Origin of the sequence: Labrys monachus, assembly GCF_030814655.1 — a bacterium.
GTDB lineage: Bacteria > Pseudomonadota > Alphaproteobacteria > Rhizobiales > Labraceae > Labrys > Labrys monacha.
In genome coordinates this window covers 217,900-244,047 of record NZ_JAUSVK010000001.1, presented here as the reverse complement: position 1 = coordinate 244,047, position 26,148 = coordinate 217,900, and the positions used below count along the sequence as shown (strand labels likewise).

Genomic DNA, 26,148 nt, shown 5'->3' with positions numbered 1-26,148 from the left:
CGGATGGGTTCAAATCCCGATGCCGCGTCCGCGCCCGAGGTCGATACCCGCATGGAAGGCGATTTCATCGCCGAGTCGGCGGCCCGAGTCGAAGGCGATGCCGAGTTCTCGCTTGCGGTTGGCGAGCAGCGACTCCATCTGCGGGTCGCGTTTCAGGCTGTTCGCCATATCGCCCATTTCGGCGCGCGTGGCCTTGTAGCCGGACATGTCGCCGACCTGATATTGGTGCTGGCTGGCCTGACCAAGTTTCTGCCAGCGTTCCACGAAATGGTCGGCACGCCGGGAAAGGCCGACAGCCGGATCGGCGTCACGCCCGGTGCGGATTTCGGCTTCGAGTTGAAGCGCCCGAATGGTGCGGGCGATACGACCCGATCCGGCTTCGCGTGCGAGGCTGTTGTCCTTGGAGTAGGCCGCCTCCGCGTCCTGCCATCCATTCGGGCGCACCGCATCGAACGCCTGTCGTGCCGCGCCGAGTTCGCGACGCGCCTCGTTGGAGGGGTCAAGCCCCTGGCGTTTGGCCTCGATGATCGCGTCGGCTGCACGGGCATGGCGGACCAGCGCATCGGTGCGGACCTGGCGCAGCGCCGCTTCCGGGTCCGCCGCAACGCCCCGCTCCAGCGCATCCGTCTTTCGCTGGACCTCCGCCGCCTCTCTTTCCGGCCCTCCCTTGCTCTGGTCCGGCGCAGCGTCCTTGCCCGATACCGGCTCGGACGGGGAGCCCGTGGTGAGGCGCAGGCCGTCGAAGATGCCGCGCACCTTCTCCGGCACTTTCCTGACAATTTCGACGACCCGCTCGCGGAAGCTGATTCCCCGCCGCTCGGCGTAGCTCCGGGCCGGATCGGACTGCGCCGGTTCGATCCGCTCATAGTCCGAGGCCATGTCCTTGGCCCGGTCGCGCGACAGGGTGCGGACGAGCCGGTCCTGATCGGCGAAGTCGTCGCGGCCGTAATGCAGCTCCATGCCGTCGCGGTGCCGCGACAGCGCGACATAGCTGCCGTGGGCGTCCAGCCCCGGCGTCGCCAGCACATGGGTGCGGTCCACCGTCAACCCTTGAGCCTTGTGGATGGTCGCGGCATAGCCGTGGTCGATACGGTCGTAGTCCTTCAGGTCGAACGAGACATTGCGCCCGTCGTCGGTGCGCACGCTCATGCTCTGCGCACTGACGGTCTCGATGGTGCCGAGCGTGCCGTTCTTGACGCCAAGCCCGCGCTCGTTCTGCAAGAACATCACCCGGTCACCGCTGGCAAAGGACCGTTCGCCACGCTCGCCGTTCATGCCGCGCTGAATGGTGACGTGCACATCGTCGCCCAGTCCTCCGGCCTCCCGCATTTTTTCCCGCGCGGCCTCGTTCAGTTCCCGCACTTCGTCATTGGTGTGGGTGAGGATGATGCGGCTCTTGTCGGGGGACGCCTGCCGATCGCGGTCCCAGCCCTCGATCAGATCGTTCCGCGCCCCTTCGCGGGTTGCCGCCTCGTGCACCCTGTCATGGGCGCGATAGGCATCGATCGCATTGCCAGTTCGGCCGGTCGCCAGATCGCGCGTCGCGGCGCGCTGCCAGTCCTCGCGCTGCCGGCGCACTTCATGGATTTCGACACCGCCATGCCGTTCGTGAATCGACCGGAACGCCGCGCCCGCCTCGATGGACTGCAACTGCTGCGGATCGCCGACCAGCACCACCTTTGCACCCGCCTCCGCCGCATGCGACAGCACCCGTTCCAACTGGCGCGTGCCGACCATGCCTGCCTCGTCGATCACCAGCACATCGCGGGAGCTGAGCATGTCGCGGCCCTGCTGCCAGCCATGTTCCAGGCTGGCAATGGTGCGCGAGGCGATGCCCGATCCGCTTTCGAGGTTTTCCGCCGCGATGCCGGAGAGCGCCACGCCGCGAACCTCGTAGCCTGACGCCTCCCAAGCCTCGCGCGCCACACCCAGCATGGCGCTCTTGCCCGTCCCGGCATAGCCGACGACGATGCCGAGATCGCGCCCGTCCGTGATATGCACCAGCGCACCGGCCTGCTCGCCGGACAGCACGAGTCCGCGCTGTTCGGCGCGTGCAAGTGCGGCCTGTCTGTCGGCGTCGTTCACCGCATGGCGTTCCGTCTCGGCCATCAGATCCGTGGCGCGGTGCAGGCGCTGTTCCGCCTCGATCATGTCGCGCGTGGTGAAGCGGTCCTGTCCATGTCCGTCCTTGCCGAGTTCGACGAGATCGGGCGCGCGACCCATCGCGCCCATCACCTCGTTGAACTGGTCGATGCCGTCGCTGTGGCGGTGGGCGAAGACCGCCATGTCGCGGCGCGTGAAGGTCGATTGCTGCTGCGTGATCGCGTCCAGCGCAACAGAGGGATCGGCGATGATGCGCGCGCCGTTGGTGCGGGCGATCTCGCGGTGCATCTCGGCGCGATCCGCCGCCTCGATCCGCTGCGCGGGCGCACCGATCTGGCTCTGCGGCTCCAGCGCGATGCCCTGCACCTCCAGAGTGCGATGGTCGATGCGGGCGTCGATATCGAGTTCCGCCATGCGTTCGTTGGCAAGCTCGGCCCAACGTTCGCGCCAGTGCTCGACCATCTCCGTGCGGTTCCAGTCCCGCACTTTTGGGCCGAAGCCGGTCTCGTCCACGGACCGCATGGTCAGCATGACATGGGCATGGGGTTTCGGCATGCCGTCCTCGCCGATATCCCAATGCACATTGAGGTCGGCAATCATGCCGGACGCGACGAATTCGGCCTGAACGAAGTCGCGGGCCAGTTCGATGCCCTGCGCCTGCGTCAGTTCGCGCGGCAGGGAGAATTCGACCTCGCGGGCGAGCTGGGCGTCCTTGCGCAGCTCGCCGGCTTCGACATCGTTCCACAGCCGTTCGCGGTCGGAAAGATGGTCGGGGGCGCCGTCCGGCAACATGACCTCGGAATGGACGACGCCGCGTTTATTGGAGAAGTCGTGGCTGCGGTCGAGGCGTTCGTCGCGCAGCCGTGAGCCCGAGCGGTAGGCGGCGGACGCCACCGCGCTGGAGCCGGCCTTGCGGCCTATGACCTTGACGTGAAGATGATAGATCGCCATCGCGATCTGATCATTGACACCTCTGAGCGCACGTCGGAACGACGTATAAGCGCGCCCTCGAAACGAATTTCTCGGGACTAACCGGGCCGTCCCAGCCTGTCCCGGCGACAATACTGCGTTCCGCGCGCCGCGCAACTATCATCGCTCCATCGATGACTTCCGACCGGAAAGGAAACGGCACATGCGCAAACCACGGGACTTCGACGCCGAGCTGAAGGCGCTCGACGACAGGGCGAAAGAACTCAAAACGAAGAAGGTGCAACAGCTCGGCGAGCTGGTGATCGCCACCGGGGTCGACAGTCTCACCGCCGACGAACTGGCCGGCGCGCTGGTCGTGCTGGCGGAAACCAGAGATGCAGGAAAGAGGGAGGCATGGGCGAAACGTGGGGCCGCATTCTTTCAAGGACGGGCGCGCCGATCTGCCCCGGCACCTGACGGCGACAACGGCGGCGCTCAACCGCAACCGGGCGGCACGCAATCGTCATCAAGCGGCACAGGCGCGGACTGACATGCGAGACTGGCAAGTGCAGCGCCGCGCGCGCACGAAACACTTGATCGAACTCGGCGGGCTCGTCGTCAAATCCGGCGTCGTCGAGATGACCGGCGACGACCGCGCCGTCATTCTCGGCGCGCTGCTGTGGATGGCCGACAAGCTCAAAAGCGAAGAGCGCGACAGGGCATTGGCGCTCTGGGCCGGAAAGGGGAAACAGACGTTCGACGAAAACTGAAGCGGCGCTGTCGCCAAACGGCCTCCCTCCCGTGGAGTGGTTCAGGTCTTCGAGGAACACGGTCCACAAATACCCGGGCTCCGTCGAGCGGAGCCTCGATTCAACGTTCCCGACCGTGTGAGTACGCCCGATCCTATGCCGACAAGCTGTCGGCGATACTGCGCCCCTCCCTGAACGCCGCCTGATCTGATCGCCCCCCAATTCCCAGATAGCTCCGGGAACATCGATATACCAAGCACGCGGCTGCAGGCCGGGATCGCCATCGCAGCGGTATCCCTGCGCTTTAGGGGTAAAGGGAGCCCTGTTCTCGTCCGAAGACGCCGAACATATCGAAGGCAACGGGCCTGCGGCGATCCAGTGCCAGCGCTTCCCGAAGTTCCGTGATGTGGTCCCGCATCAACCCGACCGCATGGTCCACATCGCCGTTGGCACAGTGACGGATGAGATCGTCGTGGTGGTCGTGCCAGCCAGCCAACCCGCTGTGATTGTCGAACAGATTGACGATGAGGCTGGTGCGCGCGACCAGAAGGCGAACCTGCTCGGCAAGAATTCGATTTCCCGAAAGCTCCGCCATGAGGATATGGAATCCGCCGGACAGGCGGATCGCCTGGCGCACGTGCCCCTGCTCGCGCAGCCTGTGTTCCTGGGCAATGTTGTCTTGCAAGCGCGCGATTGCCGTATCATCCGCCGCGCGCGCCACGGCCTCGGTCGTACCTGCTTCGATCGTAGTCCGGGCAGCGAAAACCTCTCTTGCCTCGTCCGCGTCGGGAGCCGCGACAAACGCCCCGCGCTTGGGAAAGAAAACGACCAGCTTTTCCCATGTGAGACGTTGCAACGCGATTGCCACCGCGCGTCGGCCGACACCGAAGGCCTCGACGAGAGCCATTTCCGTCAGCTTCGTCCCTGGCAGCAGCCGCTGATCCACGATGGCCGCGAAGAGGTGTTCATACGCATCGTTCGCATCCTCGACCTTCGGCCGGGTGCGATCGTTCATCACCCCGACGAGGCGTTTTTCCTGCTTCATTGCCATTCGTCCTGCCCGCCAAGAACACACATAATTGTGCACAATTTATAGCGCAACATTGTTTTTATTCAAGTTCGCAAATGGCATGCGGCTTGCTCACTAGTTTCCCAGCGAAACTGAGCAAAAGGGAAAGCCGATGGCGATTTCAAACATGACGCGCCGATCATTCGTTTCGACCGCAATTGCCGCGCCTTTTGTTCTGAAGGCTGGCGTCGCGCGCGCCGCGACCGTGGTCAAATTTTCGCTCGCGGCGCCCTTCGACGGCTCCAACGCCGCCTTCTTCCTGGCGCAGCAAAAGGGCTGGTACAAGGATGCGGGCCTCGAATGCCAGTTCGATGCCGGCGGCGGTTCAGGCGAAGCGGTGTCGCGCGTCGGCTCCGGCGTGTACGACGCCGGTATAGCCGACATCAATTCGATGGCGGAGTTCAACGCCAAGAATGCCGGCGCGGCGATCCGTATGGTCTACATGGTCTACTTCCGCAGCCCGCTTTGCGTCGGCACACTCGCCAAGTCCGGCATTGCCAAGCCCGGGGATCTGGCAGGAAAGACCATCGGCGCTGCGGCACCCGACGGCGCCTACCGGCTGTTCTCCACCTATGCCAAAGCGACGAATATCGATACGGCGACCGTCAAATGGAACATGGTGGGTCTTCAGTTGCGCGAGGCCGTGCTTGCCAGGGGTGATGTAGACGCCATTCTGGGCTTCGATTCCACCATGTACTTCGGCTTGATAAAGGCCGGTATCAAGCCTGACGATATCAAGTTCCTCTACTATGCGGATGCCGGGCTCGACCTGTACGGCAACGGCATCATCCTGTCGGACAAGTTCAGGACCCAGAACGCCGCGGTCGCCAAAGCGTTTGTCGAAGTCAGTGCCCTGGGCTGGCAAGCAGCTGTCAAGGATCCCAAGGCCGCCATCGCGGCGCTGAAGGATCACTCACCGCTGATCAACGCGGATCTGGAGGAGCAGAAGCTGCTCTGGCTGATCAAGAACCAGCTGACCACGGACGAATCCAGTGGGAACGGCCTCGGAGCAATCGACGAGGGCAAACTGGCCAGAAGCATGGAGGCCGTCGCGGTCGGCTTCGGCCTGCCATCCGTCCCGAAGGTGGCGGATATCTTCGATGCCTCTTTCCAGCCCTCTGCCGACATCCGGAGACTGCCGGCATGACATTTGAACTCATCATCCGCGGCGGGACCATCGCGACGGCCTCCGATGTCTTCAAGGCAGACATCGGCATCCAGGATGGTCGCATCGCTACCATCGCGGATCGGCTCATCGATGGCCTTCAGGTCATCGATGCCACTAGAAAGCTCGTCCTTCCCGGCGGCATCGATGCCCATTGCCATCTCGACCAGCCGCAGGCGCCTGGCCTTGCCTCCAAGGGTGCGCGGATGGCCGACGGATTCTGCTCGGGCAGCATCAGCGCGGCGTTCGGTGGGACGACCACCATCCTACCCTTCTGTGTCCAGCACAGAGGGAAATCCCTGACGGCCGCGGTCGCGGACTACCACAGCCGCGCCGCAGGCCAAACTGTCGGCGACTATGGGTTTCATCTCATCGTCAGCGATCCTACTCCCGTCGTCCTCGAGCAGGAGCTGCCGGCACTGATCCGGAGCGGCCACACCAGCATCAAGGTCTACATGACCTATGAGGCCATGCGGCTCAGCGATCGCCAGATCCTCGACGTTTTCGAAACGGCTCGGCAGGAAAAGGCCATCATGCTGATCCATGCCGAAAACCACGAGATCATCGGCTGGCTCGCCGACCGCCTCGAACGCGCGGGACAGACACGACCTGTCGACCATGCGCGGTCCCGTCCGATCGCGGTCGAGCGCGAAGCGACGCACAGGGCGGTGACGCTGGCGGAAATCCCGGGGGTGCCCCTCGTCTTCGTCCATGTCAGCGGCGGGGAGCCGCTCGAGGAAATTCGGCGGGCTCGAGCACGGGGGCATGTCGTCATCGCCGAAACCTGCCCTCAGTATCTGCTGCTGACGGAACGGGATCTCGACATGCCGGGTCTGCTGGGCGCCAAAGCGATGTGCAGCCCACCGCCCCGCGACGCGCAGGCGCAGGCCGCGCTCTGGCAGAGGATCGAGGATGGCACGATCGACATCTTCAATTCCGATCATGCACCCTACTGCTTCGATGCCGAAGGCAAACTCAAGGCCGGTCCTGATCCGTCGTTCCGGGCCATCGCCAACGGCGTCCCCGGCCTGGAAACGCGACTGCCGATCCTGTTCAGCGAGGGGGTGGTCAAGGGGCGTATCGATCTCCCCCGTTTTGTCGCCCTGACGGCGACCAACAATGCGAAGCTCTACGGTCTGCACCCGCGCAAGGGCTCGATCGTCATCGGCGCCGATGCCGATCTGGTCCTGTGGGATCCGGATCGGCGCGTGACCATCACCAACGACATTCTCCACCACAATGTCGACTACACACCCTTCGAGGGGCTCGAGGTACAGGGCTGGCCGGAAACGGTGATCAGCCGGGGCGAGATCATCGTCGACAAGGGAGAGCTGAAGGGCAAGCCCGGGAGAGGGCGCTTCCTCGAGCAGGACACGTCCTCGGCCTGGAAGAAGAGGGAGATCGAGGCATGGACCTGAAGATCGAAGGCAAGCGCGCGCTGGTGCTCGGCGGAAACCGCGGCATGGGGCTGGCGATCGCCGGCGCCCTCGCCGAGGAAGGCGTGGACGTCACCATCGCGGCACGCGACGAGAGGGTACTGGCGGCCGCGGCGGCGGGACTGGGCGGCGCGCGCGCCTTCCATCTCGACCTGGCCGACGCCTCATCCTTCGCCGCGTTCGCCGAAGCCGTCGGCGATGTCGACATTCTCGTGAACAACACCGGCGGCCCGCCTTACGGGAGCGCCCTCGGGCGCGCGCCCTCCGACTGGGAAGAGAGTTTCAGGACCATGTCGCTTTCGGTCATCCGCCTGACCGACCTCTTCCTGCCCGCCATGCGTCGCAACGGCTGGGGCCGGATCCTCACCGTGGTCAGCACGGGCGCCGTCCAGCCCATTCCGGTCCTCGGTATCTCGAATACGCTGCGCGCCGGGCTGGTCGCCTGGGCCAAGTCTCTCGCGCCCGAAGTCGCCACGGACGGGGTAACGGTCAACGTCCTGATGCCGGGACGCGTGGCGACCGAGCGCGTTCATCTGACGGACCAGGCCGTGGCCGAGCGCGAGAAGATCGACGTCGAAACCGTCAGGCAGCGTTCCTTCTCGCAGATTCCAATGGGCCGATACGCCACGCCCGGAGAAGTCGCTGCGGTCGCGGCCTTCCTGTGCGGGCAGCCCGCATCCTACGTTACCGGAAGCGTCTATCGCGTCGATGGTGGATATGTGCGCCATGTCTGACCAAGACGACACCGGCACGCCGATGCGCAGCGCACCTCCAGCCGGAGCGGCTCTGCGCCCCGCCGTCAAGCTCACCCACGAAGGCGCCATGTTCGTGCTGAACGCGGCGGTCGCTGCCGCGACGAACCTGACCGTTCCCCAATGCATCGCCATCGTCGACGAAGGCTGCAACCTATTGGCCTTCCTTCGGATGGACGGTTCTCGCGTGCTCTCGGTCGAGAGCGCCACCCGCAAGGCCATGACCGCTGCGACCACCGGCCTGCCCACGGGAAACATCCCTCCCGACAAGGCCCTGGCCCTCGCGGAGGCGACCGGCGGACGTATGACCAATCTTCTCGGCGGGCTGCCCCTGCTCGTGAACGGTCAGATCGTCGGCGGCATCGGCGTCGGTTCCGGGACCGGCGAACAGGATCTGGAGATCGCCAAGGCGGCGGTCGCGGCGTTCGAAACCCAAATCGGTGAAGGGAACATCACGTGATGACAGTGGACGGTTCGCCCTCGTCACCGCCTGCGCGGATTGTCCACCTCGAAGACGTGCAGGTCCGTTTCGGCACGGGAAAGGACGCCTTCCTGGCGCTCGACCGGACGAATCTCACCGTCCATCCGGGCGATTTCGTCGCCATGGTCGGTCCTTCCGGCTGTGGGAAGTCCACCATCCTGAAACTCGTTGCCGGTCTGCTGCGCCCGACCGAAGGCAACGTCTTCCTCGCCGGACGGGAAGTGGGGGCGAAACAGATCGGCATCGGTATGGCCTTTCAGAATCCGACCATGCTGCCCTGGCTGACGATCCGCGAGAACATCATGTTGCCATTGAAGATCGTGTCGCCCTATGCCGAGACCTTCCGGCGAGACAAGCACACTCTCTTTCGTGACCGCGCCGAAGCACTGCTGTCGAAGGTCGGGCTCGTGGGCTTCGGCGACAGGCGACCGTGGGAACTGTCGGGCGGCATGCTGCAACGGGCCAGCCTATGCCGCGCGCTCATCCACTCGCCGAAGCTTCTGATGCTGGACGAACCCTTCGGCGCCCTGGACCAGTTCACCCGCGAGGAGCTCTGGTCCATTCTTCAAGATCTCTGGATGGACACGCGGCCAACCGTGTTTCTCGTCACCCATGACCTGCGTGAGGCGGCTTTCCTGGCCAGCCGCATTCTGGTGATGAGTGCCCGTCCCGGGCGCGTCACCGAAGACAGAGCCGTCGCCTTTGCCCGACCGCGAACGCTGGAGACGAGCTTCGAACCTGATTTCGCAGCACTGACGAACGATCTGAGGCGAATGATTGCCGAAGCGCGTCGGGGCTAGGAGGGCGGACATGACCTTGTCAAAAAGCAGAGTCGACCAGATCAAATCGATCGTCTTCATCGCGTTGCTGTTCGTTTTCTGGGAGGTGGCGTGCGTCATCCTTTCGGTCAGTCCCATCGTGCTTCCCAGGCCGAGCGCGATCGTCTCGACACTGATCCTCCAGATGCCGGCGCTCTGGCCCCATATCTTGCAAACACTTGCCACCACGATAATCGGCTTCATAGCCGGCATGGTCATCGGTGTGGCGCTGGGCGCGGCAGTCGGCGTGTCCCGGACGGCGTATAGCGTCGCCTATCCTCTCCTCGTAGGCTTTTCGTCGATTCCCAAAGTCGCGGTCGTGCCGATCTTCGTCCTGTGGTTCGGCTCGGGAACCGTTCCTGCCATCTTGACGGCGTTGACCACATGCATCTTCCCGATCGTCGTGAACGTGGCAACGGGACTGGCTACGACCGAACCCGAGATGGAGGACGTGCTGAAAGCGCTCGGCGCCAACCGGTCCCAAGTGTTCTGGAACGTCAGCCTGCCGCGGACGATGCCCTACTTCTTCGCATCGTTGAAAGTCGCGGTGACACTCGCCTTCGTCGGCACCGTGCTGTCGGAAACCGTCGCCGCAAATCGGGGGATAGGAACCGTGATGATGATGGCGACGGCGAGCTTCGACGTGCCGCTCGCCTTCGCCGGCCTCTTCGCGCTCGCTCTTCTCGGCATTCTTCTCTACGTGGTCTTCGCAATCATCGAGCAGCGTGTCTGTGGCTGGGCAAACCGCAAGCAAGAATTCGCCACGGGCTGATTCCCGAGGGGGGATCCCGCCTATCGTCGATGTGGGGGCTCGCTTCCGCAAACTGAGACGTGTGGTCTTCAACTCGAACAGGATGAGGCTGAAAATGGCATTGAACCCCGCAGACGGCTATCCGCACACCTTGGAATACTACGCCGAATTCGCAGGCAATCAGCAACTCCAGTCCTTCCAATACGCTAAGGACATCGACTCGGCGATGCGCGCAAATTACGCCGTCAACATCGTGAACATTGGCCAAACCATATATCCGCTACTCTACGTTGAATCGACGTTCGATGGTGGGCGCTACACGCTTCTGGCGGACGCGAACACCCGTTACGTCCACCAGAGCGTTGGACATATTTACGACGTGACAAAGGCCATTTCGCACATTCCCCTGGGAATATTCTCGATCATTTCAGGCTATGGCGAGTATCCCTCGTTTGGGCAATGGACCCCTGCCCTACAGAGTTATCGCGATCAAATCATCAAAGTGAGAGACACAAAAAACTATATCTCAGGTATGAATTTGGAGGACAAGATCAATACAGATGTAATGATTGCCGCAACTCTCGATTTTATCGGCAAGATAGTTTCTCAAAAGTCATTCACATACGCGGAATTCGCCACCTATGCTCGCAGTATCGGTGACATGATTCTTTATTGCCAAAATCGGGCAGCCAAGAATCAGGTCGAAGTCATGACAAATGTTCTGACTGGCTGGAAAGCCATGATCGGCGATGAAGCATGGGACAAGATGTACGTCATCATCGGTGCAATCTGGACCCTCACACAGGAAAACGCGCATGAACTGATCATCAAGGCACTCATGAAGCCGGAGCTACGCGAAACGCATGTCGTCGTCAGCGAAGCTGTTCCCGATCTTGAGTCGGCGCAGACCTTGATGGGGCGCATCATTGGTGACCGGATCATGGCTGAGCTGGTATTTGACGCCAAGGCCAATACGGCCTTTGCACAAGACATATATTCACTTTCAACTCGACGAGACCTGCTGTCTCAAGCCGTAGAGGCTGTGGTCGGAGATGTTGCCCGAGCACCCGCTGCGATCGCCTGTCCACATCTTCGGAGATAGCATTACAGTTGCGGTTTTGCTCGATCTCTGAATCTGTAGGATTATGTGAAGCTCACAACACCGTCACCGACCAGGCGGTGTTGCCGCGGACCTCGAAGGAGCGTCTGTGCATCGGAAAGGCGCCAAGATTGGTGCTCAGGCTGGCATCATCGCCGATGTTCTTCCAACGAGCGCCAGAATGCGCAGCTCAGCAGCCCCGGCCAATCTCGAACCGAGTTCTTTCGGCAGATCGCCACCCTCAAGCGTTTGGCACGACGAGCGCGATGATCTTTTGCAATCAAACCTTCCCGCTTACCCGGACGGTCTCGCGGGCAGCCAGATCCCCCTTCTGACACGGATGGTCACGGTCTGTGACGTCTACGGTGCCTTGATCGAACGACGCAGCTATCGCCCGCCACTACCGCCCATAGAGGCCCCTCTGTGCCAATGACGATGAGACAACACGCGCCGGCCAGTTTAGCCTTGAGGGCTGAGGTGAGAACATCGACATGGTCATGCCACGCACGATAGCCGCAACGCCCTTTGCCGCCGGTGGAGCTGAACCTTCGGAAGGCGCCGGCCGACGCTGGTTTCAGAACCACCGGCGGCGTCGCCCGAACTCTTGGACCGCCCCCGTCGCCGCACGTTCACGGCGGCCGACAAGCTTCGCATTCTTGGCGATGTCGACCGGGCCGGCTCCGGAGGTATCGGTGCGATCCTGCGGCGCGAGGGGCTGTATTCTTCGACCCTGACCGACTGGCGGCGCCAACGTGACGCCGGCGCCTATCAGGCGCTGAAGACCGTCGCACGCGGCCCCAAACGGGCGCCGGTCAATCCTCTGGCAACCGAACACGCTCATCCGAAAGAGAGCCTTGGCGAGGAGAGCCGGAATCCGCCATTCGAACTCGGTTCGTCGCAACCCGCGTCGCGCGCCTTTCAGGGTCAACCAAGTATGAACCCCGTCGAGACGTACTCGCAACTTGCCGAACCGGCATTGGAGCAGAACGGCATCGCGCAACGCATGGCTTTGGACGACCTCGCTTTTCCAAGCGTCCGTCACGATGAGGAACTTGCGTTCGATCTCGATTCCCACTGGGTTTCACCCGTCATGGTCATTCAGGTGCGTTCTGGCCGACGCGATACCGCTCGCCGTCATCGTCATGCGTACTGACCGGCCGGTGCCGGCTGCAGGCCATGCGGAACGAAGTGCCACAAGATCTCATCGGCAAGACGCGCGAAATCGGATACTGCCCGCGCCGAGGGACGCCACAACCGCAGTGGTCGGCAGGCGCCGAAGGCTTCGGCGACGGCAACGTCGATGCGCACGCCGGTGGCGAGTTGGGCGCGGCCGTAGCTGCTGGTCATCCGGCTGAGCACGTCCTTCTGCATCGATGAGCGCAGGTCGACCCGCGATGGTACGATCATGGCTCCGGCGCAGCCGACCTTCAGTTCGGCGATGACACCGTGATAGGCGCGCAGGAATTGTCCGACGCCGTCGAATGAAAGGTGGTCGAGCAAGGTTGGTACGACCACGGCGTCAGCCGCCATCATGCCGGCGACGATCAGACGCGGCGATGAGGGTGGCGTGTCGATCAGGATCGCGTCGTAGTCGTACACGATGGGGGCGAGGGCCTCGGCCAGCCGACGGGGATCGGAGATCCTTACGTCACCGTTGAAATTGCGGTCGGCCGGCGCCAGATCGATCAACGGGTCCAAGGTCTCGACGATGGCGTCGACGAGTTTCGATGAGCGATGGCACAACACATCGTGCACGCTCGGAGCGCCGGTGGCGGCGACCCGCCCCAAGCCAAGACCGGCGTGGCCTTGAGCGTCGAGATCGACGACCAGCACCCTGAAGCCACGAACGCTCAGCTCGGCCGCGAGATTGACCACAGTCGTCGATTTGCCGGTGCCGCCCTTCTTGTTGGCGACGGCGAAAACAGAAGCGCGTCCCGCGCGGCTCCTCCCGGCGGAAGTGACGACGATTGTCGTCGATGTCGCCATTCGCATCGCGCCTCGGCTCTCCCGATGCGAATCCGCAGACGCAATGGAGCGGCGAGCATCGATGGATGTGACGATAGTGTGAAGAGCTGCGCCATCTCAAGACCATTTCGTCTCGAAAGTAGTATTACGCACCACCTGCTGTCCGGGTTGTTGGACCAGACACGTAGGACGCACATCTCCATCGCGTTCGGGCTTTGATGCCCAGAAGACGCGCGCACCGAGCCGGGGCCGGCGGTTCGGCGCTGCCCCCGTCACACACCCCGGCCTTTGCTGCGCTGCTGCGAGCGCTCGGTCACCTCGGCGATGGCGACCTCGATCTCTTCGAGGGCGAGGTTCAGCGGTGTTCTTTCCTCATTTCTGAAGGAGAGTCCGGCGAGCGGAGTGTCGAGGTGCGCGCCGATGGACGGTGTGCTCAAGATCGGGGCCGGCGTTGCGTCGGGACTCGACGCCTGGGACCTGGGCGGTCGTGCGCGGGCGCCGGCTGTGGTCGCAGATGGAGAAGATGTCCGGGAGAGCTTCGAGCAGGCGCGGTCGTCAACAACGCTGCCGCGCGGTACGACCATCGAAAGGCCCGGCCGTTTCCAGCGGTTCATGATTTTCTCGAGATGTTGGAACGGCGAAGGCAGGGATGGGACAACCGGGCTTCTTCGTTCTGGATGAGCTGTATCGCTGGCTGTCGCAAACGGCGATTCGCTGGTGAAACTCTCGGCCGTCATCGACTTTGCTATTCTCCGGCCCGGCCGGAACGGAGCGCAGAAGCGGTCCGGTGGGTCCAAGGGTAGTGCGTGACGATCGGTCATGCGGATGTTACGATATAACATTATAGAACTTGAGGCATTCTCGCAATGGAGGCCTTCTCATGCACCTCGTCAAACCCGCCCTGATCGCGCTGGTCGTCGGCTCGGCGCTCGCCCCGGCCGGCTTTGCCGCCGAAGGAGCAACCAAGAACGTCATTGTGTTGATCACCGACGGCGCCAGCCTCAACACGTGGCGCGCAGCGAGCTACTACCGCCACGGTGGGCTCGGCCACGAAGCTTATGACGACTTCGACGTCCAGCTCTTTCTCTCGACCTATCCGCTCAACACTGCCAAGGAGCCGACCGGTAGCAACTTCGGTGCGATCACCTTCGAGTCCTCGGCGATCTGGAATGCCGCACCGGTCGACACGATCGCCAAGGGTACCGTCGCCAACTATCCCGGCTATTTCGCCGGCTACGACTATCTGCGTAAGGATCCAACCGACAGCGCTGCTGCCGTCACCGCGTTGGCCACCGGACACAAGACATACAACAACGCCATCAATTGGTCGAACACCGATACTCGGCTGAAGAACATCGGCGAGTACGCCGTAGAAAGCGGCCGCGCGCTCGGCGTCGTGACCACGGTCCAGTGGAGCCACGCCACCCCGGCCGGCTTCCTCGCCCACAACCGCAGCCGCAACGACTATGTAGGCATCGCCAAGGAAGCAGTCGAGAGTGGCCTGGCGAGCGTCATCATGGGATCTGGACACCCCTATTTCGATAAGAACGGCAAACCGATGGAGCCGAAGGCCGACAAGGCGTTCCAATATGTCGGCGGTCGCGACACTTGGGAGAAGCTGAAGTCGGGCGCAACGCCTTACAAGCTGATCTCAACCAAGGCCGATTTCGAAGCGCTCGCCAAGGGAACGCTCGATCTCGCCGGCAAGACCAAGGTACTCGGCACCGTCGAGAACAGCGACACCACACAGTTCAACCGCGCCGGTGTCGCCGCTGGCGACCTTTTGCCCAACCAGCCCGATCTGGCGACCATGACCCGAGGTGCCCTGGAGATCATCGCCATGGATCCCGACGGCTTCTTTCTGATGGTCGAGGGTGGCGCCGTCGACTGGGCGGCGCACGCTAACAACCTGCCGCGCATCATCGAGGAGCAGGTCGATTTCAACCGTACGGTCGAAGCCGTCGTCGACTGGGTCGGCAAGAAGTCGTCGTGGAACGACACGTTGGTGATCGTCACCACCGACCACGGCAACGGTATGTTGCTCGGCCCGGATTCCAACAAGGTCGCCTTCTCCGGCATCGTCAACCAAGGCGCCGGCGCCTTGCCGCTGGTGCGCTGGCATACCGATGGCCACACCCGCGAATTGGTGCCGGTCTACGCCAAGGGCAAGGGCGCCGACTTCTTCGTCTCTGTCGCCAAGAAGGAGCCGGGGCTCGCGGTTTATGACGTCCCGGCTGCGGCACAGGCCTATGCCGACAACACCGACGTCTTCCGCGCCAGTGCCAAGGCTCTCGGCGTCAAGGTCGACTGATCTGTTGTAACGATTCCCGCCCGTTCCCGCCGCACGCGCTGTGGCGGGAACGTCGCGTTTCGAAACGGCGGCCCTCGTTCGGGCGAATATAGCCGATTTGCCAACTGGTTCTTGAGGCGCTCAAACAGAGCGAGGTGGCGATCTCCTTCTACGACGAGACCGAAGGCGTCGTCACAAACGACACCTATCACCGGATCTCTCGGCACCGTCCAGATTGGACGTGAGCGGAGCGTGTCGTGCGATCATGCGGTTTATCCCCGAGGTTCATGTCGATCAAAATCCCGGTGCGACAATCGGCACACTGCCGCCGAACGGTTTGATGTCCCCGACGATGTCACGGTCGTTCATCTGCCACCTATTCCCGGGAACTGAACCCGGCGTCGATGCCGACGCGGCCGCCACCACGCAACGGGTGCGCGGCGAGACCATCTCACCGGCCGTAGGCGTTATCTCGCACGACATGGAACCAGACGTGATGGTCGTCCGTCTTCCCAACCGTGCCGAAACAGGCGACGACGAGACCAAGGGCCTTGAAGTCGTCGTCGGCATCGGGATGTTTGGCACAACTGGTAATCAGGGTGCGCATCTTCTTCAGGTCCGCCCGGTTGGTCGGGTTGTGCCGGAACGCCGACATGGCGATCCGGACGGTGGCCTCGATCTGGACGGGCTCGAGCCGACCACCGTCGAAGTCGACGATCATGCCGGTGATCCGGTCGGGTGGGACACCGCCGCAGGTGATCGAGATCCTCACCGTCGCCTCGGCATGGCGACCGATCCACTCGTGGTCGACCCCGGCCTCTCGCGAGGCCACCACTTCAATACTCGAACTCTTCATCGCCGAGAGGATCGGCGCCTGTTCATCCGGCCCGGCACAGGTGCTGGCACGAGCGATCGTCGTCAGGGTGACGAAGCCGAGCGCGAGGGCGTGAACAGAGAGCTTCATCACCATCTCCATACGGGCACTTTCGCGGCTCTCGACGGGCGTGTCAATCGAGCCCCGCCCAGTTCGGCTCGGGCATCGCTGCCGCCGTGATGGTTAATGGGCACCGTGGCTGCATTGACCCGTTCGAGTGGCAGCCAGCGTGATGATCGCCACCGTTACGATGCGCGGCAACCTCCATCCCCTCTCATATGCCCCCAGAGCATGTCACAGCCGGAAGCCTCGTGCTCCCCCGCGCCGCGCATGGCATGGATGACCTGACCAGGATCCGCTCGACCTGCTGCCCTCCCACCAGTCTCTCGTCGAGGCTCCACCGCGCACCGGTTTCTCGACGCCGGTTCACCGCCACGCCTCATGGGGTCGGCACATGGCATAAGCTCCGGTTCACTACAATTGAATGGATCATCCAAAGTATTCATCGATTTATCTCGCGTAGTCTCATCATCGGACGCCGAAAGATGGAGCGTCGTCAACGAGGCGGGTTCACGCCATGACCATTTCTTCAATCGGATCGACCTTTTCCTACATACCTCTGAACATGACCATCACCAAGACCGCGCCGGAGGCGCGTATCGCCGAAGCCGCCGAATCGAGCGCGACAAACGATGACGGCACGCCGTCGGGGAATTCCGAGCAGGCATTGCCCGACCAGACCGCGCCCGATCATCTCGCGCACGAAACCGCCAAGCCGCCCGCCGGGATCCTCGTCGCGATCCAGATCCATACCACCACGACCGTGGGATCGCGGGAGGCAGCGGCAGCCTATGGCGCCGGTTGCGCAATTGCGTCCTGGGATGGTGCCGCGACGACGACGCACACGATGGACGTCGTGGGGTGATCGCTTGCTTTTTCTGGCTTTTTCTAGCCCCTTTGTGTCACCGCCGGGGTCTCTCTGCCGTGATGGGTGATGCGTCGGTCGTCTTTCGTCATGGCGACACCTTGCGGTTTTGTCAGATATTTCACGGTCGACTGACCCTTCGCCAATCTCCACCAGGTATCTTGCCGCGAGCGGAGCAGAGATCCGTGGTGCGAAGGATGAGAGGTCACGCGCGCGGGCCGACGGAGGTGAGTTCGCTGGTCGACGCCGCCCCTGCGTCTACAGAAGGTGGTTGCCGAACCAGAGGTCTTCGCGGTGCTGCACGATGCCTTCCAGGCGATCGCCGGGCCGGTCGGTGTCGAGGCTGGGTGCTCGGCCCCTCTCGACAGACAGCCCATCGTGATGCCCGAATCCGATGCCGCCGGAGGAAGTGGCGGAGGAAGAGATCGCGGCGTGGCTGCTCGGCGGGGCGCGTCCCTTCGCCGCTCGCGATGCGGCGGCGTTGGTCGTGTTGTCGCAGCGGCTGATGAGTGACAGAGCTTCGCCAGCGGCGCCTCTGCCGCATTCACTCTCGGAGATCATCCTCTTCCGCCTGCTGTTGATAAAGACGGCAACGAGCCTACCAGCCTGCGGGCCCATGACCCCGTGTTCAAAATGGCGCTCGATCAGTTGCCGTGATGGATCGATGACGAAGGCGCTGAGTGCCGCCGACCTCTGCGAGGACAGCGCTCGGCTCGACGGTCGGTTGATTCTTGCTGATGCGGGACTTGTGGCGGGGCATCGGAGATCCTCAGTGGGCGCGACGCAGAACGCGTCCGCTTGCACCGCCCCCAGCCCCGGACCAGCGTGGGTCCGAGGCGTTTGGGCAGCCGGGTTCACCGTAGCCGCAATGCGAGTACCGTTCTATTGCCGGCGCAAGTTCAGTCGAAAGAGCACGGTGCGGCATTTTCTTCGAACCCTGACCGCTGAGTTGAAGTTGACCAGCAGCGGATCCGTATGGTGACCCGCAGAAGAAGGCGCTGCCGATCACACCGGCGTTCTGCTTCGCCCATGCGCGGCGCGGCTTCTTCGAGCTCGCCGACATCGAGAAGACGGCCCGGGATGGCAAGAAGGGCAAGCCGGTCTCCCCGATCGCACTGGAGGCGGTCAGGCGCCTTGATGCGTTGTTCGAGGTCGAGCGCGCCATCAACGGCCACAGCGCCGACGAGCGACGTGCCGTGCGCCAAGAGAAGAGCAAGCCGCTTCTCGACGACATGCAGACCTGGTTGCTGCGCGAGCGCGAAGCCGACAAGCCCACCGATCTGCAGGCCGCCTGAGCTTCACGCAACGCCATCATAGAGCCCGCTCTGCCCTCCGCGCGCGCACCAATCACGCGGCCTTCCTCGTCTTTCAATTACCCACAAGTTCAGCGCTGATGGTCATGCCTATCCTGATATCGGAGAGGCGCGACAAGCCCCGCCACATGACGGTGTTGCCGGGTGGCGGATCATGGGCGCGAGCCAGGTAGCCGCCGAGCTTTGCAATTTTGATCAAATAGCCGGACAACGTGCCCGCGCGGGATGCGAGCGGCTCGCCTTTATCGGGCAGCAGATGGTCGAGCAGCTTCATTTCGATCTGCGTGATCGCGACCGTGGGGTCGGCATTCGGCGTAGCTCGGTTGAGCATGGTCATCCAGAAGATCCGCCAGGCAAGGATGCAGAAGACGGCAATGAGCTTTACAAGGCGCTCGGCGGTTTGTAGGCGGGCCTCTTCAGCCTTGCAACCGGATTTCAGGATTTTGTGAAAGGTCTCTATCTTCCAGCGCATAGCGTACCAGTCGAGCTTCTCGATGGCGTCTTCGTGGGAAAGAACAGGCAGATCGGTGATCAGCTTCCAGTCGATCCTTGGCCGATGCTTTGGTTCCGTCCGCTCCTGGGCGTGGATCACCGTCAAATCAAGTGCTGGATAGCGCTTCCGCTTACCGATCGGCGGCAGAACATGGATGCGGCGGAATCTGATCTCGACAGCAATCGTCTCAGGCTTGCCATTTGCATCGCGGACCTCGACCTCGTGCATTCCGCTGATTTCGGCCTCATTCATCTCGGCGGCGATCGTATGCTCGCCGTCGCCCGCCAGCCGGTCAACGCAAGTCCTCACCAGGAAATGGGTGCCGAGTTCATGGGCCATGCAGAAAAGCTCATAGATGTCGCTTTCGCGATCACCGACATGGATGCAGCGCGCGGCATCACCGAACAGCGCAATCGACTCCCGCATATTCTGTAGCCAGCGGAAGCTCTCTTTTTCTTCAATAGGTAACCGCGTCAGGTTGACCTTTTTCTTCAACGCAGCAGTTCCCTTGAACTTCGACCGCGTCCAGAACTTGATGGCAGCCAGGCCAAGGGGCAAACCGTCCAGCGTGACGGCCATGCTCGAATGCATCAAAAGCCCGCAAACGGACTGCGTCCAGGAACGGTCAGCCTTGCCCTTGTTGGTCCGACCAGTGAACCCGATCCGCTCGGGCCGCTTCCTTTGATAGATGAATTCACTCGTATCCTGCAGGACCAGAATAGGACCGGTCGTCGAAGCAAAACGACTGCGCGTCGCCTGAAAGTGACCAGCGAGAATTTCGCCCTCGCTGACCCGATCATTGGCAAAGAACCGATAAGCCGCCTTGGTGTTGGCCCAGTCCTGACACGCCAGTGGAATGCTTGCTCCCATGGCACCGTCCAACCTCTCCACAAGCTGACGTAAACGCTTGCCAAGCCGCTCGTCTGCGAAGGTAGAGCCGGCAAGCTCCTCATCAAACCACGCGTTCACTTCTGCGTCCATGGCACCGCTCCTGTGCGATTCGGTGCCAGACAAGGAATCACGGGCGATTCCTGCTACGCAAGTGCTCAAATCACAAAGGTATCCTCACCGGTAGGAACTTGTGGGTAATTGAAAGCTTCCTCGTAGGCGTACGCCATGCCGTCATTGGCGCGCTTGCACAGGTCGAGGCCGAGCCAGCCCTGTCAGCAGGGCATCCGGTCGCGCCGCTGTTCGTCACCGACAAAGCCACACGCCTCACCGACGTAATTGCTCAGGTCCCTGCGGACCGAGCGATCAGGACGGGATCTGGATTGGCTCGCCACAGAGGGTGAGGCGGATGGCGTCGATGGCTCGGACGGCGCGTCGACGAGCGGTTTCGACGACGGAGCGGATGTCGGCGTAGAGGGCGGCGCCCCACTCGCTTCGGAAGCCGTTGGTGATCTTGCGGTAGACCGCGCAGGGCCGGAGGGCTCGTTCCGAACCGTTGTTGGTGGCCGAGATCTGGCGGTTCTGGATGAAGACGAACAAGGACCGGCGGGTCTTCTTGATGATCCTGTGCAGTTTCTCGCCGGCCGGATGGGTCGGCTGGAGCGCCATGATGCGGTCGAGACGGCGGTCGAGATCGGCCTCGTAGGTTTTGAGCGTCCCATCGGTGAGGTCGGGTCGTCGTCGGCCTATGGCGCAGGCCCGTTTGAGCAGCCCCTTCACGGCGGGAGCGAGGACGGTGTCGCCGGCATCGATGGCATATTGGACGTCGCGGATCAGATGGGCGAGGCAGACCTGATGATCGCGTTTGGCCCATCCCATCTGGCCGCCATAGCGGTCGGAGATCCAGTAGTCGGGCCGGACCTCGCCGAGGAAGCCCTCGACCACGGCTTTGGAACGATGCCTGTCGGCGATGAAGACGGCGCTGTCGCCATGATGGAACACCCACAGCCACCAGTTTGCGTTGCCGACCCTGAGGCCGGTCTCGTCGGAGGCGATCGCGGTGCCGGCGAGCAGTCGGTCCTTGATCATCGCCACCGCCGCCGAGAACGGCTCGGTGCTGGCGGCGAGGATGTTGACCAGCGCGCCCTCGCTGATGTCGAGCCCGAACAGGTCGCTCATCGCATCTCTCAGCCGCGCCAGTGGGATGCCCTGAACCGAACGCAGATAGATGACGAACGCTCGAAGGTTGGGCCCGAATGGCGAGCCCGGCTCCAGACCGGCCGGGGGCTCCGCCTTGAAACGCGTGGTGCAGCACGGGCAGACACCACCGAACAGCGAGACACGGGTGACATCGGGCGCGACCTCGGGGATCTCGATGCGGTCGTAGGCCTCGCAGACGAACTGCGACGCCCCGGAGACGTCCGCCCCGCAGCAACGGCAAGACGAGGCGAAGACATCGCACTTGTTGGTCGGGTTGGGGTGCAGCGCCCGATGGCTGCCGGCATGTGGCTTGGCCTTGGCCTTCGATGCGCCGGCCCTGGAGGGCTTGCGCCCCTTTGACGGCGGTGTGCTCGAATTGTCCGGCGTCTTCGGTGGAAGACCGAGCTTGGCCTCGAGTTCCGCCACCCGCGCCGCAAGCCGCGTCACCTCGGCCACAAGCACCTCGTTGCGCGCGATCAGCGCGGCGATCAGAGCATCCTTGTCGGCCAAATCAGAGGAGTGGGTCACCCATAGATTGACTCATATTCGCCGACCTCCCGCAACCGAAAAATGCTTGAAACGGTCGATCCGGAATTCGCCCCGCTCACACGGTCGCCGACCGCCAAGCCAACGGGGCTTAGAGCCCGCCTAAAAAGATGTTGAGCGATATCAGTCGGTTGTGATTCTCGTTTGTTGTCGAGACAAATGGAGGATCAAATGGCCTGGACCGATATCGCTCGCCATGAGCATAGCCGAGCCGGAGGACGGTATCCAAGCGATTTGACGGACGGAGAATGGGCGCTCATCGCTCCGTTGCTGCCACCTGCCAAATCCGGAGGTCGTCGGCGAACCACCGATCTGCGCGAGGTCATGAATGCGACTCTCTATCTGGCAACGGGCGGCTGCCAATGGCGGATGTTGCCGAAGGACTTTCCGCCGCTGTCGACGGTTCAGGGCTACTTTTACGCTTGGCGCAACATGGGTCTGTTCGAGACGATCAATCATCTCCTCGTCATGAGCGCCCGCGATCTGGAGGGGCGGGAAGCCAGCCCGACGGCGGGCGTAATTGACAGCCAGAGCGTGAAAACCACGGAAAGCGGCGGAATCTCCGGCTATGACGCGGGCAAGAAGATCAAGGGGCGCAAGCGCCACATCGTCACCGATACGCTGGGACTGCTGCTCTTTGTCATCGTTCACGCCGCCGACATTCAGGACAGGGACGGCGCACCGATGGTGCTGAAGGCCATTCGCCACCGCTTCCCGTGGCTGCGGCATGTCTTTGCCGATGGTGGCTACGCGGGCGACAAGCTGCGGCAGGCGCTCAAGGGCCATGGCAACTGGACCGTCGAAATCATCAAGCGATCGGACGCCGTCAAAGGCTTCGAGGTCCTGCCGCGGCGCTGGGTTGTCGAACGAACCTTTGCTTGGCTCGGCCGATGCCGCAGGCTGGCAAAGGATTGGGAGAAATCCATCGAAAGCGCAACCGCGTGGGCGCAGATCGCTAGCATCCGCATGCTCACCAGACGCATCGCAAGGTATTGTGTTTACGGATGAACTTTTGAATCAGGCTCTTAGCAATTACCATTGACGTGATGATCGACAGGAGACCCTGATCGAATCGCTTTTGTCGAATCTTAACTGTAGTGCAACTACATACATAACAGAAACAAATAATAAATAAGAATACCTATTCTATTTGCGAGTATTATTTACAAAATACGAAATTAATTCGACTTCTATTTGATATTTACGCCGATTAACCGATCATTAGCCTATTTTTGGCTAGATTCTAGCATTGTTTATTGCAGATCGCCGAAGACGAAACACTCGGTCATGGCGCTCGACGTTCTCGTTGACGCCCTGTTCCGGCTTGTCGGCTCACGCGAAGAGAAGACCTGGGTCATCATCTCGATGGAATCGGAGTGATCAACAATGATCGTTTCAATCTATCCCCTCACACATGCAAAAGCCGTGCGGCTCATGACCGAAATGGATCGTGACCTGAAGTCTCATGTGAAAGCGTTCCTCGTAGAGCTCGATCTATTGATCAAGAGTGGCGAAAACGATGCACTGATACCGATCGCAGAGCGATTACTCAGTGAGATCAGGGACATGATGACATCACCGATCACAACGGAGACCGGGATCGCTGCCCGTACCAATGTATGGGAAATCTGCTGCGACATTGCGCACATGCAGCAAGATCCGATTTCCTGCGGAAAATAGCAGTCGCCGGAAGTCCGGGCAGCTTCGAGCCGTCTGTGAAGATGCCACTCGGGCTCGATCACGGCGCAAATTCACTCCGGTCCGGGTGAACGGCGAGCGAGAGTGTGACACGGACGAATGCGCTCTGTGTGATCGAGATGCTCTTGTTGCTCTCTGTCAATGACATGAGGTAGCTGTAGTTATAATAACAAGCGTCGTCGATTGAAATAGTACATTTTACGAACAGAATATACGATAAGCGAAAAAGTGGCGAATATTAATAGTTTACTTATAATTAACAAAAATAAACTTTAATTCGAGATGTCGTTTATCATCATTCTGTGTGTACAGTTCAGTCTGGCGTGTGTGTTTCAGGTGCGACCCAGATGCAGTCGGCCGAAGACACATATGTGGATTCACAATTCAGAGGCCTTTGAGCGCTGGGAGAATGAGCATGTCTTGGATAACCAATCTTGGGTCTGGGCTATCGGTCAAGGTCAGGATGACCGCGCTGGCGGCCATTCCCACCCTGGGTCTCCTGGGGATGTCGTGGCAAGTGGTCGATACCAGGTGGGACCTCGCAACCGAGATGAGCAAGGTGGCGGATCTGACCTCGCTAACCTCCGACGTCACCGACTATGTACACGCTCTGCAAAAGGAGGCCGGTGCCTCGGCGGCGTTCGTCTCGTCCAAGGGTGGAGACGGCCAGAGTGACCTCGATCAGCAACGCAGGACCTCCGACGAGGCGCGGGCGAAGGTGGAGGCCGTGCTGAAGACCTTCGATCTGAAGGCGGTGTCGAGCGAGTTGGATGCGGTGTTGCAGGACGGGTTGCGCAAATCCGCTGGCGCCGATGCCGTCCGCAACGGCGTCAGCCGGCGGACGATCTCGGCTGACGACATGAACAACTACTACACCGCCTCCATCGTCCGCCTTCTCGACGTCAGCCTCTATGCCAAGAAGGCCATCACGCATCCCGAGGTGGCGCGGCTGATGACCGTCTATGGCTACACGCTGCAGGCCGAGGAGGCCTCGAGTGCCGCCCGCGCCAATGCGGCGGTCGGATTGAGCGCCGGGCGTTTCGACACCGCGCTCTATGCCAAGGTCATGGCTTTCGTCGCCAAGCAGGAAGCATTCATGTCGATCCTTGAGCTCAATGCCAATCGGAGCGAACTCGACGTTTTGCACGCGACCTACGTCGGCACACCGATCGACGAGACCGCCCGATATCTGGCGGTGATTCGAGAGACAGGACCCAATGCGGATGTCGCAAAGCTCGACCCCGCCGGTTGGTTGCGCGTCAATGCCGACCGCATGGCACTGTTCGGCAAGGTGGAAGGGGTCTTCCATGACAATCTCTTGACGACTGCGGCTCGGGTGCGCAGCGACGCCCAGGCCGGACTGGTACTCTCTGCGACGGTGGCCGGTGGCCTTGCGCTCGTCACGCTCTTTCTCGCCTTCGTCGTGACGTCCGGCATCACCGTTCCAATTCGCAAACTGTCCGACGTGATGCACGACCTCGCCGAAGGGCGGCTGGCGACCGAGGTGGAGGGGGCCGATCGCGGCGACGAGATCGGCGCTATGGCCAAGACCGTCCTGGTGTTCCGTGACCGCCTCCAGGAAAACGAGGCGATGCGCGAACGCCAGGCGAATATCGAGCGGGAGAATGCCGCCCGCATTCTGACGGAGCGCAATGCCATCGCCGATCAGTTCCAGGCCAAGATGGGGGTGCTGGCCGATCACTTCGCCAAATCGTCGAACGAGGTGGCTGAAGCTGCCCGCAACATGTCGGCGACGGCCGAGGAGACCTCGCGCCAGGCGCAGGCCGTTGCCAGTGGGGCGGAGGAAGCCACCAACAACGTCCAGACGGTTGCGGCCGGTGCCGAAGAACTCTCCGCCTCCATTCGCGAAATCAACCGCCAGGTGGCCAAGTCGGCGACCATCGCCGGGGAAGCTGCTGAAGAGGCCACGCGCTCGGAGGGCAACGTCCGCGCTCTCAATGAAGCCTCGGCGACGATCGGCGACGTCGTCGGTCTGATCAAGGACATCGCGAGCCAGACCAATCTGCTCGCGCTCAACGCCACGATCGAGGCGGCGCGGGCCGGCGAAGCCGGCCGCGGCTTCGCGGTCGTCGCCTCCGAAGTCAAGCAACTCGCGGCCCAAACGGCCAAGGCGACCGATGAGATCGCCGCCAAGATCGGGGAGATCCAGGCGGCGACGGACGAAACCGTCGGCTCGATCGGGCGCATCGTTGCCACGATCAAGACGATCCGCGAGGTGACCTCCTCGATCGCAGGCGCGGTCGAAGAGCAGGGGGCTGCCACCAACGAGATCGCCGCCAATACCCAGAGGGCGGCTCGTGGGAACCAGGACGTGACCGGCAACATCACCGGCGTCGGTCAAGCGGCGGAGATGACGGGGGCTGCCTCCACTCACCTCATGAGCCTCTCCGGCAACCTCCAGACCCAGTCCGGCGAACTCCAGCGCGAAGTCGCGGAATTCGTGCGCGGGCTGCGGGCCGGGTAACAGCGAGCGGCGGCGGCTCAAGACGACGAGCCGAAGAATGCCTCGGCCCTGCAGCGGAAGCGACCACCGCAGGGTCCCTCTCCTCCCTCGCGACGCCCGCGTCGACAACCGGATCGAGGCAAGAGCCATGGATGACAGA

Annotated in this window: 22 protein-coding genes and 2 pseudogenes; 16 read left to right on the top strand and 8 right to left on the bottom strand. The window is 62.3% G+C overall.

Annotated elements, in window-relative coordinates; all coding sequences use genetic code 11:
* Positions 1-9 precede the first annotated feature (9 nt).
* The gene (gene traA, locus J3R73_RS01095; protein WP_307421611.1) at positions 10-3,054 is read right to left on the bottom strand and encodes a Ti-type conjugative transfer relaxase TraA; all 3,045 of its coding nucleotides are present in this window, start codon (positions 3,052-3,054) and stop codon (positions 10-12) included.
* Between the two features lie 181 nt (positions 3,055-3,235).
* On the opposite strand from traA, the gene J3R73_RS01090 reads away from it, so the two are divergent.
* Together J3R73_RS01090 and J3R73_RS01085 are read left to right on the top strand one after the other, a co-directional pair.
* Complete coding sequence (locus tag J3R73_RS01090) at positions 3,236-3,562, top strand: conjugal transfer protein TraD (protein ID WP_307421610.1); 327 nt, start codon at positions 3,236-3,238, stop codon at positions 3,560-3,562.
* Between the two features lies 1 nt (position 3,563).
* Positions 3,564-3,782 carry a conjugal transfer protein TraD gene (locus tag J3R73_RS01085; RefSeq protein ID WP_307421609.1) on the top strand — a complete coding sequence of 73 codons (219 nt, stop codon included), beginning with the start codon at positions 3,564-3,566 and terminating at the stop codon, positions 3,780-3,782.
* Between the two features lie 283 nt (positions 3,783-4,065).
* On the opposite strand, the gene J3R73_RS01080 is transcribed toward J3R73_RS01085, so the two are convergent.
* Positions 4,066-4,806, bottom strand: a complete 741-nt coding sequence (locus J3R73_RS01080; protein ID WP_307421608.1) for a GntR family transcriptional regulator — start codon at positions 4,804-4,806, stop codon at positions 4,066-4,068.
* A gap of 136 nt (positions 4,807-4,942) precedes the next feature.
* Between J3R73_RS01080 and J3R73_RS01075 the strand changes: the two genes are divergently transcribed.
* The 8 genes and pseudogenes from J3R73_RS01075 to J3R73_RS01040 all read left to right on the top strand — a co-directional run.
* The gene (locus J3R73_RS01075) at positions 4,943-5,977 is read left to right on the top strand and encodes an ABC transporter substrate-binding protein (RefSeq protein ID WP_307421607.1); all 1,035 of its coding nucleotides are present in this window, start codon (positions 4,943-4,945) and stop codon (positions 5,975-5,977) included.
* Positions 5,974-7,413 (top strand): dihydropyrimidinase, encoded by a 1,440-nt coding sequence (gene hydA / locus J3R73_RS01070; RefSeq protein ID WP_307421606.1) that lies wholly within the window; start codon positions 5,974-5,976, stop codon positions 7,411-7,413. Before J3R73_RS01075 ends, hydA begins: the two co-directional genes overlap by 4 nt.
* Complete coding sequence (locus tag J3R73_RS01065; RefSeq protein WP_307421605.1) at positions 7,404-8,165, top strand: SDR family oxidoreductase; 762 nt, start codon at positions 7,404-7,406, stop codon at positions 8,163-8,165. The genes hydA and J3R73_RS01065 overlap by 10 nt, the downstream gene beginning before the upstream one ends.
* Positions 8,158-8,643: a GlcG/HbpS family heme-binding protein gene (locus J3R73_RS01060; RefSeq protein ID WP_307421604.1), complete on the top strand. Its 486-nt coding sequence runs from the start codon at positions 8,158-8,160 to the stop codon at positions 8,641-8,643. The genes J3R73_RS01065 and J3R73_RS01060 overlap by 8 nt, the downstream gene beginning before the upstream one ends.
* Positions 8,643-9,464, top strand: a complete 822-nt coding sequence (locus J3R73_RS01055) for an ABC transporter ATP-binding protein (protein WP_307421603.1) — start codon at positions 8,643-8,645, stop codon at positions 9,462-9,464. The genes J3R73_RS01060 and J3R73_RS01055 overlap by 1 nt, the downstream gene beginning before the upstream one ends.
* A 10-nt stretch (positions 9,465-9,474) precedes the next feature.
* A complete protein-coding gene (locus J3R73_RS01050; RefSeq protein ID WP_307421602.1) occupies positions 9,475-10,254 on the top strand; it encodes an ABC transporter permease in 780 nt (259 codons plus the stop codon).
* A gap of 94 nt (positions 10,255-10,348) precedes the next feature.
* The gene (locus J3R73_RS01045; RefSeq protein WP_307421601.1) at positions 10,349-11,335 is read left to right on the top strand and encodes a hypothetical protein; all 987 of its coding nucleotides are present in this window, start codon (positions 10,349-10,351) and stop codon (positions 11,333-11,335) included.
* Positions 11,336-11,894: 559 nt separating this feature from the next.
* Positions 11,895-12,203, top strand: a pseudogene (locus J3R73_RS01040) (transposase); the annotation flags it as partial.
* Positions 12,204-12,472: 269 nt separating this feature from the next.
* On the opposite strand, the gene J3R73_RS01035 reads toward J3R73_RS01040, so the two are convergent.
* Entirely contained in the window at positions 12,473-13,318 is an 846-nt protein-coding gene (locus tag J3R73_RS01035) for a ParA family protein (protein WP_307421600.1), read from the bottom strand.
* A gap of 251 nt (positions 13,319-13,569) precedes the next feature.
* Positions 13,570-14,034 (bottom strand): hypothetical protein, encoded by a 465-nt coding sequence (locus J3R73_RS01030; protein WP_307421599.1) that lies wholly within the window; start codon positions 14,032-14,034, stop codon positions 13,570-13,572.
* A gap of 143 nt (positions 14,035-14,177) precedes the next feature.
* On the opposite strand from J3R73_RS01030, the gene J3R73_RS01025 reads away from it, so the two are divergent.
* The gene (locus J3R73_RS01025) at positions 14,178-15,608 is read left to right on the top strand and encodes an alkaline phosphatase (protein ID WP_307421598.1); all 1,431 of its coding nucleotides are present in this window, start codon (positions 14,178-14,180) and stop codon (positions 15,606-15,608) included.
* Between the two features lie 430 nt (positions 15,609-16,038).
* Here J3R73_RS01025 and J3R73_RS01020 read toward each other — a convergent pair whose 3' ends face one another.
* Positions 16,039-16,551, bottom strand: a complete 513-nt coding sequence (locus tag J3R73_RS01020; protein ID WP_307421597.1) for a hypothetical protein — start codon at positions 16,549-16,551, stop codon at positions 16,039-16,041.
* A gap of 487 nt (positions 16,552-17,038) precedes the next feature.
* Here J3R73_RS01020 and J3R73_RS01015 point away from each other — a divergent pair, with 487 nt between their 5' ends.
* Positions 17,039-17,386 (top strand): hypothetical protein, encoded by a 348-nt coding sequence (locus tag J3R73_RS01015; RefSeq protein WP_307421596.1) that lies wholly within the window; start codon positions 17,039-17,041, stop codon positions 17,384-17,386.
* 258 nt (positions 17,387-17,644) lie between these two features.
* Here the strand turns inward: J3R73_RS01015 and J3R73_RS01010 are convergent, their stop codons facing one another.
* A complete protein-coding gene (locus J3R73_RS01010) occupies positions 17,645-17,947 on the bottom strand; it encodes a hypothetical protein (RefSeq protein WP_307421595.1) in 303 nt (100 codons plus the stop codon).
* 425 nt (positions 17,948-18,372) lie between these two features.
* Here J3R73_RS01010 and J3R73_RS01005 point away from each other — a divergent pair.
* A pseudogene (locus J3R73_RS01005) lies at positions 18,373-18,648 on the top strand (IS66 family transposase); the annotation flags it as partial.
* A 106-nt stretch (positions 18,649-18,754) separates the two neighbouring features.
* On the opposite strand, the gene J3R73_RS01000 reads toward J3R73_RS01005, so the two are convergent.
* Positions 18,755-20,173 (bottom strand): IS4 family transposase, encoded by a 1,419-nt coding sequence (locus J3R73_RS01000; protein WP_307421585.1) that lies wholly within the window; start codon positions 20,171-20,173, stop codon positions 18,755-18,757.
* A gap of 273 nt (positions 20,174-20,446) precedes the next feature.
* The gene (gene tnpC / locus J3R73_RS00995) at positions 20,447-21,808 is read right to left on the bottom strand and encodes an IS66 family transposase (RefSeq protein ID WP_307421594.1); all 1,362 of its coding nucleotides are present in this window, start codon (positions 21,806-21,808) and stop codon (positions 20,447-20,449) included.
* A gap of 189 nt (positions 21,809-21,997) precedes the next feature.
* Between tnpC and J3R73_RS00990 the strand changes: the two genes are divergently transcribed.
* The 3 genes from J3R73_RS00990 to J3R73_RS00980 all read left to right on the top strand — a co-directional run bounded on the left by J3R73_RS00990 (position 21,998) and on the right by J3R73_RS00980 (position 26,009).
* Positions 21,998-22,834, top strand: a complete 837-nt coding sequence (locus J3R73_RS00990; protein WP_307421578.1) for an IS5 family transposase — start codon at positions 21,998-22,000, stop codon at positions 22,832-22,834.
* A 378-nt stretch (positions 22,835-23,212) separates the two neighbouring features.
* Positions 23,213-23,506, top strand: a complete 294-nt coding sequence (locus tag J3R73_RS00985; RefSeq protein ID WP_307421593.1) for a hypothetical protein — start codon at positions 23,213-23,215, stop codon at positions 23,504-23,506.
* 433 nt (positions 23,507-23,939) lie between these two features.
* Positions 23,940-26,009, top strand: a complete 2,070-nt coding sequence (locus J3R73_RS00980; protein ID WP_307421592.1) for a methyl-accepting chemotaxis protein — start codon at positions 23,940-23,942, stop codon at positions 26,007-26,009.
* Positions 26,010-26,148 lie beyond the last annotated feature (139 nt).